This window comes from Chitinophaga niabensis, assembly GCF_039545795.1.
GTDB lineage: Bacteria > Bacteroidota > Bacteroidia > Chitinophagales > Chitinophagaceae > Chitinophaga > Chitinophaga niabensis_B.
The window spans coordinates 4,006,850-4,018,584 of the sequence record NZ_CP154260.1 but is presented as its reverse complement, the minus strand read 5'-3'; the positions used below and the strand labels follow the sequence as shown (position 1 = coordinate 4,018,584).

The following is an 11,735-nucleotide window of genomic DNA, read 5'->3' as shown; positions in this document are numbered from 1 at the left end:
TGATGTCCGGGGAATTGTCATGTTTAATATTTATTTTAAAAACATAGTGCAGTTAATAAAAACTTTTATTAAGTTTGATCATTATTATAAATATTTGAGATAAGCCAAACTTATAGAATATATGAAGCAACCAAACTGGAAGCCGTTATTGTTTACTTGTACAATAGCTGCATTAGGCCTACAGGCGCAGGCACAGCAGGAATTGAAGCCCGAATTACAACAGGCTGTTTTGAAGACCCCTCAGGGAAGTATTGTAGCATTACCGGATTTCCTGACGGAGAAGATCCAGAACATCGGCTACCGGAAAGTGGTGCTGCCGGGGCCGCAGCATGTGATCTCAGATGATCCTGAGTACATCCGGGTACCGGAGGCCATTGCATTACAGGAACCTGTACAGCCGGGGGCGGTGAGATTATATGTTTATAATGTGAATGGTGTAAAAGAGCCGGCCAAAATAGATCGCCGGATCACGGCCGTTATTAAAAATAACGGTACGGCAGACATGCACATCCGCATGCTGAAATACTCTTCCCAGAAGCCCAGCACCAATTATTACCAGATCGGCAAACAGGGCCTGGCAGATTATTTTGCTTCCGCTCCCCAGAACCTGATCCGCACTGTAAAGCCCGGCCAGTCCATCGCCATCGATGAAAAGCTGGAAAAATATATAGCGAAGTATGATGAGCTGGTACATGGTTTCTATGAATTCACCATAGATCAACCCGGAGAGATCAGCATCATCCAGACAGACCTTAATACCTCAGGTCCCAAAGCCCTGAGCCGTATTAAAACTATCCTTCCGCCAAAAGGCCATAGTGGCGCAGGCCGTGGGGTATTTGGCGTAAGCAATTACCGCATTATCACGGATAGCGTGTACGATACAAAAGAAGGTGTGAAAGAGATCATCGTAGCGGATGGAGATAATGATCCCTGGGTATCAGGAAAAGAAAAGAACACGCCGGGTGTTGCTACTTTAGCAGGCAATTATGGTGTGATCTATAATATTGAAATGAAGTGGAAGAGCACAGACGGCAAGGGTCTTGCACTGGTAACCTGGAATTCCCGCAGTGGCAATAACCAATGGTGTGGCGGAATGGCCAATACGATGGTAGTGAGTGAAGGTAAATTCAAAGAAGGCATCATTCAGCTCCCCAGCGATCGCCTGGTAACCAAAGCAGCTCCTGAAGCCATTCTTATCCAGGTATTCAAACCGGCAGCTAATGGTGAAGAACAAACGATCCGTTTAACGTATTCACCTCCCGGTGCTTCTTGTTTACCAACGCCGTTGATCTTCATTCCTGTTGACTTGAAATAGTGGTCTTATAAACTAAAGAGCCCGCCCCACGTAGTGTGGCGGGTTTCTTTTTTTGAAAGGGAAGGATCTTTTTTTGAAATAAGATCTTTCTCTTTGAAGTAAGGTTTTCTCTTTTGAAATAAGATCTACCTCTTTGAGATAAAACAACTACCTCAAATAAATAAAAAAATCCTCCACTACCGTGGGATGTACCCTCTGCCTTCAAAAGGATGCACTACAAAAAAACAATCCCTTCCACATAGCAAAAAAGCAACCCATCCCGGACGTGCAGGGATGGGCTTTTTCCTTTGGGGTTAATTAAAACAAAATCTAAGCAAGCAAAATACCTTCCGTTAACGAAGCCTGTATATCTTTCAATCGCTCCGGAGACAACTCCTCCTCCGCAAGCGTCATAAAAACACCAAACGCTTCAGCTGGCGCATTATTCTTCACACCATTCAACCATCTGATAACCTCTTCATTATTGATCCCACGTATGATCCAGCGGCTCACAGCCATCAGGGCATCCGGCGGTACTGAAGCAACCAGCGCATGATCTATCAGGAAGATCTCTTCATCCGTATAATGTTCCCACAACACCTGGTTGAACAACAACTCTTCCTTGTTCATATGATAGAGATTGAACGCAATGAAGGAATTGAAGTCGTACAGCATATGTAATCCTGCTTTTCTTTTTGCATCTGCATGTTGCGCTATCAGCCAATCCCTGATATGTTTGCCCAGGCTAAGGGAAAGGGAACGATCTGCTGCATGCTCACTTTCCAATTCTTCTACCAGTAACCGCGCATGTTTACGGATAGCCGGCAGGATATATTCATCCTCATGATCTGCATGTTTGTCAAAGAAGCTCAATACTTTCTCCAGCTGCCGGATCGTAGGAACCGCCTGCTCTTCCTGTGAAAAATCCGTTTGCTGGATACGGAGCGCAGTATCATACAGCATTGCCCTGAGGCCTTTGTGGATCTGATTGAAAATGTTATAACGGGATTGTTGCATGATACGTTCTTATTTTATGATTTCTGACGGAATACAAATCCTTCCAGGATAACATCAATGGTTTTACCGGTTTTGATGATCCTGTATTTGGTAGGGTAATAACCTTCCTTTTGGAACTTAGCCGGCATCTTGATCGCCTTCTCAAAATTGTTCTGTGTTTCCACGAACGTTTTGGTGATCATCGGCTCATAGAACAATACCTTGCCTTTGAAACTCCCAACAATAAAGGTTTCGGTAAATGGCGCCGGGTTTTGAGGATTCAGCTCAGGAGAGGTAACATCCACCCAATGTCTTCCCATTTTGGGCTCACCGCCTGGAGGGCCAAAGTAATCCGGGTGGAAATAATCAGGAGCCGGGGCATTGTCGAAATCCGCAGGGGCTTGTGCATAAGTGGGGATCGCATCTACATAAGCTTCAGATTCCATGTAATAGTGAAAATCAAAATGCGCCGCACCATATACATTCAGTGGCTCGTGACCATTAGGATTCCAGTTCACAACAACATGGTCAAAAGGCGTGAGACTTTTTTGAGAAGGCAGTTTCAGGGTAAATGCACTTTCATGTGCATGGCCTTCTCCACCCTGGGGAAGATTCACCAACGCAGAAGGCGTGAAGGAAATACCCATCGCTTGTGGTTTCTGCTGTGCGTCCAGTTTTACCCAGGCCCATGCTTTACCATTTCCCATATTTACTTCCGGTCCGTTAAAGAGGTCTTTGGATTGTTCGGGGTCCTTTTTACAGGCAACAAACATTAGCATGGCAACAGAAAGCGTGCTAATTACGATTCTTTTCATAATTGAATTTTGGGGTGAATAGTTTTTATTTTTATTACACCACAAAGCTTCAAATAATATCGCCGGGAGGAAAGCGATGTATGGGTTAACTGTTATTTTTTATGCTTGAAACTACATTATGACAAGCTAAAACCTTTAATCCTCCCTTCCGGTAATTGCACGATAAAAGTGGTACCACTGCCATTCATACTCTTCACCTGTAAATGTCCCCCATTCTGTATCGCAAATTCATGGCAGAGCATCAGCCCAAGCCCGCTGCCTCTTTCTCCGCCGGTGCCTACACCTGGCCTGGCCTGAAAGGAAAACAGCTGGTTCATTTTTTCTGAAGGAATACCAACGCCTTCATCCGTTACGTGGATGTGTATCATGCCACCGGCAGAGCTTACGCTGAAGTAGATGGTTCCGCCGGGATGGCTGAATTTAATAGCATTGCTGATAAGGTTCCGCAGGATCACGGCCACCTGGTCTTTATCTGCATACACGGCAATAGAGTCCGCCAGTTTGATATCGATCGATAATCTTTTCTCTTCAATACCCGATTCAAAGAATTGTAATACTTCCGCTGTGAGGGGGGCAAGGCTGAAGTTCTCTGGTTGTGCACGGATGCCTTTCATCTGCCCTGCACTCCATCGCAAAAGGTTATCCAGTGTGCCGCCGAGTTGTCCTACTTTTTTATGTAGTTCTATGGCTGCTTCGCGCATATCTGTTTCTCCGTATTCTCCTTTCTGGAACATATCCAGTAGTAATTCCAGCGTGGCTAACGGCCCGCGGATATCATGTGCGATGATGGAGAACAGCTTCTCTTTATCCCGGTTCATGGCTGCCAGCGCCTGCCGTTGATTTTCCTTTTCCTGCTGATAATCCGCATGCACCTGTTTATAATAGGTAAGGGCTAAGATGATGAAAGTGAGAGCACAAACCACATTACCCCATAAGCGCCTGTCCGGTACCGGCAGATCCGGTTCCCATTTATAAGGAGGGAACAAAACAATGATCATGCAGGCTATGATCAGTATGGAAAGACTGATCACAATCCATTTATTGTCATATACCAGGATGGTAATGATCAGGATGTTCATGAGAAAGTACTCTGTACCATTATGATAAAAAAATCCGGAAAGTGTATAAAGGATAATGCTGTATATAATGAGTAAAAGGCGGGCACTTAAATACAATTGCCGCTTGTGAAGAAAGAGCACAGCGAGGCTGCCTGCTGCATTCAGCACATTGATGACGCTGAGAGGATACCTGCCCTGGAGCATATTCACCAGAGCAAATATAAGCATCATGGGTATCCAGGGTACAGCCAGGAGATTGAGCAACCTGGTCCGTCTTGCCTCAATAAACGGCATGCCGGGATGTATACCGATGTTTAGGATTCGTGAAAAATTGTTGGTTATAGTCTTCTGGACACGGTTAAAGGGATGTTCAGACATAGGCAGCAAAGATAATGATCAAAATAAATGATTTCCCAACGCCCTCCTTAATAATAACATAACATTAGAACCTTTTCTTTGCTTCTTTATTGTTTGAATATGTTCTTATTACGAATTGTTTTAACGGGTCTGTTGCTGTTCCCGGTTACGCTCCGCTTGCTGGCACAGGAAGAGAAGACTTTCATCATCCACCAGTCCGGACAGGCCAGGCCATCTGCCGACTCTTCCTTCCTGGCACTGAAAGATGCATATGGCAAGGCAGTGGAAAAAGGGGACATGACGGCCGCAGCCCTGCACCTCCGCCAAATGGGACAATTCTGTTATCACCTCGGCCATTATCCCCAGGCCCTGGATTATCATTTACAGGCCGGTAAACTTTTCAAGCAGCAGGGTAAGGAAATGCAACTCGCAGAAAACCTCAATGATATCGGTACCTTATATTATTACAACCGCCAACCCTCCCTGGCCCGGGAACAGTACAACGAGGCATTTAATATCTATAATAAAGCGCAGCAGAAGAACGGGATTGCTTTTACCTATGGCAAGATCGGCCACCTGTATGAAAAACAGCAGCTGTACGACAGTGCTTTCTACTACCAGCGGCTGGCCCTGGATCAATATCACCAGATTGATAACCACACCGGTATGGCCAAGATCTATGAGAATCTGGGAAGCATTCATGAGGACCAGGAGCGATACGATTCCGCCACTCGGTATTTTCGTCAGGCCCTTGCCCTCAACCAGCAGAACGGAGATTCCATTGCCTGCCTGGAGATCTATAACAACCTGGGAGATGTGTTCCGCAAAACCGGCCACTACCTGGAAGGTTTGGACCAAACCCGGAATGCCCTGGCACTGGCCCTGCGTGCAAATGAACAATACCAGATCTGCAGCGCCTACCGCGATATCGCTAAATCTTATAATCTGATGGGCAATAACGACAGTGCCTATTATTACCTGGAACTCAGCCGCTATCACCTCCTGCAGATCTATTCCCAGGAAAACGGCCGCCAGGTGGCTCTGCTGCAAACCATGTACGATATAGAAAAGAAGAATAACGAAATAGCCGGCCTCCGCAATACCCGTAACATTATCGGGGCTATTGTAATTGTAGGGATTCTGCTGGTGATCATGGCCATGCTCATCATCAGCCGCCAGCGGCTTAAGATTCATAATGCCGCCCTGGCGGAATTTAACCTCAAGCAGGAACTGGAACTCCGCTCAAAAGAACTCAGTACCCATACCCTCCATATTATACAGAAGAACCAGCTGCTGGAAGAACTCCATCAGAAGCTGGATGATATGGTGAAAGAAGACCGCCGTGATCAGAAGAAACAATTAAAACAATTACAATCACAGATCAACCAGAACTTTAATCATGATCAGCATTGGGATGAATTCAGGGGGATTTTTGAACAAGTGCACCAATCTTTCTTCGACAAACTCCGGGAATACTGCGAAAATCTCACCGCCAACGATCTCCGCCTCGTGGCATTATTAAAAATGAACCTGGCTTCCGGAGACATTGCCACCCTGCTGGGGATCTCTATGGATAGTTTAAGGGTAGTGCGCTACCGCCTCCGTAAAAAACTGAACCTGCCGCAAGGGGAAAGCCTGTCGGTTTTTATACAGTCGCTATAGTGGTAACGTTAACTTAACAGGCATTTTGTAACGCCTGTTGCTATTGAATATCAATGATTTAATGCTATGCTGTTACCGCTTTGTTCACGCTCCTGAAATGCCTGTTTCCTTTTTGTTCACGGTGAGAATTTGAATTAGCCTGTGCCGGAGGGCATATTTGCGGAGTCGAAAAAAGACTTACCGAATGAAAAAACTTTTATCCGCAATTATCTTTTCCTGTTTGAGCATAGCATCCTATGCACAGGGTACCGGTCTTGTTACCGGGCATGTAATAGATAAGAACCAGCATCTAAACCTGCCCGGGGCTACCTTGAAACTGAAACCCGGTAATCACTACACCGTGTCCAATCAGCAGGGCCGGTTTGAATTCCTGAGTGTGCCTGCCGGTACTTACACCCTGGAGATCACTTATATCGGTTACGAAAAAGCTTCGCAGGAAGTAACAGTGGCCGCAGGTAAGAATGCGGAGGTGAACTTTAAGCTGGATGCAGGAGGTGTTGAAGGAAAAGAAGTGATCATCGTGGGAGATCGTTTAAGAGGTCAGGCTAAAGCCCTGAACCAGCAAAAGAACAATCCCAATGTTACCAACATTGTATCTGCAGATCAGATCGGCCGTTTCCCGGATGCGAATGTGGGAGATGCCATCAAACGTATTCCCGGCGTTACCATGCAGAACGACCAGGGAGAGGCCCGCGATATCATCATCCGCGGATTGGCTCCTGAACTGAACTCTGTAACCCTTAACGGAGACCGTATCCCTTCTGCGGAAGGAGATAACCGCCGGGTACAATTGGACCTGATCCCTTCCGATATGGTGCAGACCATTGAAGTGAATAAAACCCTCACCCCTGATATGGATGCAGACGCTATTGGCGGTTCCGTAAACCTGGTGACCCGTGCCGCACCAAACGGCCCGCGTATTTCAGCTACATTGTCCGGTGGTTTGAATCCTATCCGCGATAAACCATTGTACACAGGTTCGCTGGTATTGGGTAACCGTTTCTTCCGGAATAAACTGGGTGCCGTACTGAGTGCATCCTACAATAACAACGATTACGGTTCTGATAACGTGGAAGCAGTATGGGCGAAAGACGACATGGATAAAATATACACAGAAGAGATCCAGTTACGTCAGTACAATGTACAACGCATTCGCAGAAGCCTCTCTGCTGCGCTGGATTATAAGTTCAATGCCAGGAATACGATCTATGCCAATGCTATGTACAACTGGCATTACGACCGGGAGAACCGTTACGCACTGAGCATTGAGGACATTGAACCGGAATATGACGCCAACGACCAGCTCACCGGTTATCTAGGTTCTTTATCCCGCGAAACAAAAGGTGGTATCAATAGTAACCAGGGCAAAAGCAGAAGGCTGGAAGAACGTAAAGTACAGAACTACTCATTGAGAGGAGAACATTTGCTGGGCAGTAAAGTAGACCTCGACTGGGGGGCAAGCTATTCTTCCGCAGTAGAGAACACACCTAATGAACGTTACATTTCTTATGAAGCAGAAGATGTACCTGTAACGCTCAACCTTTCCGATATGCGATTCCCGCTGGCCACCAGCAATGTGGGTAATTCAGATTTTGAGTTTAATTCTGTAACAGAGAACTCTGATTATACCCGTGAAAATGAACTGGGCCTGAAACTGAACATCCGTTTCCCGTTAAGCATCCTGCCCCAACAAAAAGGCCGCATGCGCATAGGAGCAAGATTGCGCCTGAAAGACAAAAAACGTGATAACGTATTCTACGAATACGAACCTGCCACTGATTTTGGTGATCTCTCTGCTATGCCCACTATCTCCTTTGATGGTAAAGGTTTTGCGCCAGGCGCTAAGTATGTGCCAGGTTCTTTTATAGTGAACACTTACCTGGGCGGTCTGCAGTTAAACAATTCAACGCTGTTTGATAAGGAAGCAGATCCTTCAGAATACCTCGCAGAGAATTTCAGTGCTAAGGAAACCATCACAGCAGGTTATGTTCGCTGGGACCAGGACCTTACTTCCAAACTCTCCCTCATTGCCGGTGTACGTCTTGAAAATACCAGCATTGATTATAAAGGAAATATTGTAGAGGAAGAAGAAGACCTCGCCGGTCAGCGTAGTGTAAAGAACAGTTACCTGAACGTATTACCGGGCCTTACATTCAAATACAACGCAACCAATGAACTGGTGCTGCGCTTAGCTGCTACCACTTCCATTGCCCGCCCCAATTACTACGATATCGCTCCTTACATCAGCAGCATTGTGGAAGATGAAGAATTGAGCGCCGGTAATCCTAACCTGAAAGCAGCCTATGCCTGGAACTTCGACTTTATGTCCGAATACTATTTCAAATCTGTAGGTATCCTTTCTGCCGGTGTGTTCTACAAAAACATCAGCGACTTCATTTACACCTACAGCGATCAGCAATATTCAACAGAGAAGTTTGCCACAGATTTCCCCGGTGAAAAAAATCCTGTACCAACCGGCGAACGCTGGACGTACAAACAGGCAAGGAATGGTGATAACGTAAAAGTATATGGGTTTGAAGTAGCGCTGCAACGTCAATTGTTCAAAGGCCTGGGCATCTATCTGAACTATACTTTCACTAAATCAAAAGCAGACGGTGTATATAACGGAGATGGTGAGAAACGGGATGGTGCAACTTTACCCGGTACTGCTCCTCATATGTTCAATGCTTCCCTTTCTTATGAGAACAAACGTTTCTCAGCCAGGTTATCCGGCAACTATGCAGCCGCTTACCTGAATGAACTGGGTGGGAATGAATTTGATGATGTATACTACGATAAACAATTTTTCCTCGATGCCAATGCATCTTATAAAATAACCAAACAATTACGCGTATTTGCAGAAGCGAACAACCTGACCAATCAGCCCCTGCGTTATTACCAGGGAGCATCTGACAGGACGATGCAAATGGAATACTATCGTCCGCGTTACAACTTTGGTTTTAAGTTTGATCTGTAAATTTTCGTAAATGGTAAGAATCATAATAGCAGCGGCAGTATTACTCTGTGCATGTAAAAGCCGGCACGCGCCTGTAAAAGAAAACGCGCTCAAACCAGTAGTGATCACACAGGAAGTGGGGGCGGATACAGACGATCCTGCCATCTGGATCAATCATAAGGATACACTGAAAAGCCTGATCCTGGGCACAGATAAAGCTACAGACGGCGGTCTGTATGCTTTTGACCTGGAAGGTAAGATCGTAAATAAAGTAACAGGCCTTAAACGCCCTAATAATGTGGATATCGCCTATGGCCTTAAGATCAATGGCGTGCCAACAGATATCGCCGTATTAACTGAAAGAGAAACTAACAGCATCCGCATTTTCAAACTGCCGGAATTAACACCCATCGATAATGGCGGCATCGTTGTATTTGCCGGGGAAAAAGAACAGGCTCCTATGGGTGTTGCGTTATATACCCGTCCGAAAGACTCTGCCATCTTTGCTATTGTAGGCCGCAAAAGCGGTCCGGTGGACCAGTACCTCTGGCAATACCGCCTCAGTGATGATGGTAAAGGAGCCGTGCAGGCTGCTGTGGTAAGGAAGTTCGGAAAGTACAGTGGTAAAAAAGAAATAGAGGCCATCGCGGTGGATAATCAGCTGGGCTATATTTACTATTCAGATGAAACAGTAGGTGTAAGGAAGTATGTAGCGGATCCGGATGCAAAGGCAGATGGGGAGCTGGTACTTTTTGGTACGGAGGGTTTTGTGTCTGATCATGAAGGTATTTCTATTTATCCCGTATCAGATAGCACCGGGTACATCCTGGTGTCCAATCAGCAGAACAACACCTTTATGGTGTACAGAAGAGAAGGAGAGGCTGGAAATCCCCATCAGCACAAGCTGTTATCCGAGGTGCCGGTATCCACTATTGAAAGTGACGGTTCTGAGATAACTGCTGTGCCGCTGGGAGATAAATTTCCAAAAGGGTTGTTTGTAGCGATGAGCAATGGTAAAGTATTCCATTATTATTCCTGGGAAGCGTTACTTGCCTTTATCAACAGCCATCCTTACAGCCAGGCCCGCTAGTACACTGGCCATAAACCATTTCTGTACGCGGATCCATTTTGGATGGGATGCAAACCACTGCATAGCTTGTGCCGATATCATCACAATAATGAAGTTAACGGTAAAGCTTACGCTGAGCTGGGTGAAACCCAGGATCAGGCTTTGTGAAAGTACATTGCCGTTAGCAGGGTGAATGAATTGAGGAAAGAGGGATAAGTAAAATACCGCTACTTTAGGATTGAGCATACTGGTAAAGATGCCCATCGCAAAAAGTTTCGCTGGCTTATCCGCCCTCATTTCATGCTGTGTTTCAAAAACGCTCTTGCTTCCGGGCTTACAGGCTTCCCATGCCAGGTACAAGAGATAGAGCACACCGAGTGTCTTGAGTACTGCGTATGCATAAGGAATGGTCATCAGCACCGCTGTGAGTCCAAAAGACACCAATAAGATGTGAGACAATAATCCGCATGCAATGCCGAGCAGGGAGGTCAGGCCGGCCTTCCTGCCCTGCGTTGCAGAACGCGAGATCAGGTAGATCATATTAGGTCCCGGTGTGATCACCATCACAAGGGCGGCCAGTATGAACAGCAATAGTTGGTCAAATGGTATCATGTTGATATGATTTTAATGCCTTGTAGTAATTCTCATATCCCTCGGGATGAGATCCCAGGAAAAGAAACGGTTCTATCAGTTCCAGTTCCATCAGGCTCAGTTCTTCTTTGATGATCACCCCATCCACACGTGCATATAAACAGTCTTTCGCAAACTGCTGCACATAGGCCGTAGCGCTTTCAATATGTTTGGCAGCAGGTTCTTCCACATGTACGGTGCCACCATGATATTGCTGCACCCTGAAATCACCTGCCTTCGGTTTCTTCACTACACTATGACTGAACTTTCCATCCAGGAAAATAAAAGACCATTCTCCTTCCGTTGCAATCTCAGGAATGTAAGGTTGCACCAGGAAGGCTTCTTCCTGCACCAAAGGGGTTAAGAGGGCTGTATAATCATCCACTTCAGCTAAAGGGATCGTGAAAGTATTTTTGGCACCGGCACTGATACAGGGTTTAACGATCAGTTGCGAAGTGGAGAAGTGTTCAAACCAGGAGCGCAGGTTGAACTGCGCTCCCTTTTTAATAATAGCGGAAGGTATAACTGGTAAACCGGCAGCAGTGATATCCTGCAGGTAATGTTTATCCGTATTCCATTTCACGATGGTGTATGGGTTGATCAGCGGAATGCCGGCTGCTTCAATACTATCCAGCCAGGTATAGAACGCGCCAATGTTCTCATGATAATCCCAGGGCGATTTTAATAATACCCGGTCGTATTCCTGCCAGTTCACGGCAGGATCATTCCAGATCACTTTATGCAGGTTAATGCCTTTTTGTAAGAGGAAGTTGAGCAGCACGCTTTCTTCATCCTCCAGTCCCGGAGTTACATATTTTTCCTGTGTGGTATAAACAACGTATGCGATTTTCATGTGAACAAAAGTAGCAGTATATTGGCATTGTAAAAAGAGCCATTT

9 protein-coding genes are annotated in these 11,735 nt (G+C 45.9%); 4 read left to right on the top strand and 5 right to left on the bottom strand.

Annotated features, from left to right (window positions below; translation table 11 throughout):
* The first annotated feature begins 121 nt into the window (after positions 1–121).
* Positions 122–1,315 (top strand): copper amine oxidase, encoded by a 1,194-nt coding sequence (locus tag AAHN97_RS15790; RefSeq protein ID WP_343303015.1) that lies wholly within the window; start codon positions 122–124, stop codon positions 1,313–1,315.
* Between the two features lie 309 nt (positions 1,316–1,624).
* Here AAHN97_RS15790 and AAHN97_RS15785 read toward each other — a convergent pair whose 3' ends face one another.
* The 3 genes from AAHN97_RS15785 to AAHN97_RS15775 all read right to left on the bottom strand — a co-directional run bounded on the left by AAHN97_RS15785 (position 1,625) and on the right by AAHN97_RS15775 (position 4,457).
* Positions 1,625–2,311 carry a hemerythrin domain-containing protein gene (locus AAHN97_RS15785; RefSeq protein ID WP_343303014.1) on the bottom strand — a complete coding sequence of 229 codons (687 nt, stop codon included), beginning with the start codon at positions 2,309–2,311 and terminating at the stop codon, positions 1,625–1,627.
* A gap of 14 nt (positions 2,312–2,325) precedes the next feature.
* Entirely contained in the window at positions 2,326–3,105 is a 780-nt protein-coding gene (locus tag AAHN97_RS15780) for a DUF5602 domain-containing protein (protein WP_343303013.1), read from the bottom strand.
* A 116-nt stretch (positions 3,106–3,221) separates the two neighbouring features.
* Positions 3,222–4,457, bottom strand: coding sequence for a sensor histidine kinase (locus tag AAHN97_RS15775; RefSeq protein WP_343303012.1), 1,236 nt, complete (start codon positions 4,455–4,457; stop codon positions 3,222–3,224).
* Between the two features lie 183 nt (positions 4,458–4,640).
* Between AAHN97_RS15775 and AAHN97_RS15770 the strand changes: the two genes are divergently transcribed.
* The 3 genes from AAHN97_RS15770 (at position 4,641) to AAHN97_RS15760 (ending at position 10,228) form a co-directional block, all read left to right on the top strand.
* Positions 4,641–6,182 (top strand): tetratricopeptide repeat protein, encoded by a 1,542-nt coding sequence (locus tag AAHN97_RS15770; protein WP_343303011.1) that lies wholly within the window; start codon positions 4,641–4,643, stop codon positions 6,180–6,182.
* Positions 6,183–6,366: 184 nt separating this feature from the next.
* Positions 6,367–9,159: a TonB-dependent receptor gene (locus AAHN97_RS15765; RefSeq protein ID WP_343303010.1), complete on the top strand. Its 2,793-nt coding sequence runs from the start codon at positions 6,367–6,369 to the stop codon at positions 9,157–9,159.
* Between the two features lie 10 nt (positions 9,160–9,169).
* Positions 9,170–10,228, top strand: coding sequence for a phytase (locus AAHN97_RS15760; protein WP_343303009.1), 1,059 nt, complete (start codon positions 9,170–9,172; stop codon positions 10,226–10,228).
* On the opposite strand, the gene AAHN97_RS15755 is transcribed toward AAHN97_RS15760, so the two are convergent.
* Together AAHN97_RS15755 and AAHN97_RS15750 are read right to left on the bottom strand one after the other, a co-directional pair.
* On the bottom strand, positions 10,184–10,819 hold the full coding sequence (locus AAHN97_RS15755) for a LysE family translocator (protein WP_343303008.1): 636 nt from the start codon (positions 10,817–10,819) through the stop codon (positions 10,184–10,186). The genes AAHN97_RS15760 and AAHN97_RS15755 overlap by 45 nt on opposite strands.
* Complete coding sequence (locus AAHN97_RS15750) at positions 10,806–11,690, bottom strand: ATP-grasp domain-containing protein (protein ID WP_343303007.1); 885 nt, start codon at positions 11,688–11,690, stop codon at positions 10,806–10,808. The genes AAHN97_RS15755 and AAHN97_RS15750 overlap by 14 nt, the downstream gene beginning before the upstream one ends.
* Positions 11,691–11,735 lie beyond the last annotated feature (45 nt).

Coding starts and splice junctions, on each gene's coding strand:
- AAHN97_RS15790 (WP_343303015.1), top strand. CDS start 122: ATGAAGCAACCAAACTGGAAGCCGTTATTGTTTACTTGTACAATAGCT.
- AAHN97_RS15785 (WP_343303014.1), bottom strand. CDS start 2,311: ATGCAACAATCCCGTTATAACATTTTCAATCAGATCCACAAAGGCCTC.
- AAHN97_RS15780 (WP_343303013.1), bottom strand. CDS start 3,105: ATGAAAAGAATCGTAATTAGCACGCTTTCTGTTGCCATGCTAATGTTT.
- AAHN97_RS15775 (WP_343303012.1), bottom strand. CDS start 4,457: ATGCCGTTTATTGAGGCAAGACGGACCAGGTTGCTCAATCTCCTGGCT.
- AAHN97_RS15770 (WP_343303011.1), top strand. CDS start 4,641: ATGTTCTTATTACGAATTGTTTTAACGGGTCTGTTGCTGTTCCCGGTT.
- AAHN97_RS15765 (WP_343303010.1), top strand. CDS start 6,367: ATGAAAAAACTTTTATCCGCAATTATCTTTTCCTGTTTGAGCATAGCA.
- AAHN97_RS15760 (WP_343303009.1), top strand. CDS start 9,170: ATGGTAAGAATCATAATAGCAGCGGCAGTATTACTCTGTGCATGTAAA.
- AAHN97_RS15755 (WP_343303008.1), bottom strand. CDS start 10,819: ATGATACCATTTGACCAACTATTGCTGTTCATACTGGCCGCCCTTGTG.
- AAHN97_RS15750 (WP_343303007.1), bottom strand. CDS start 11,690: ATGAAAATCGCATACGTTGTTTATACCACACAGGAAAAATATGTAACT.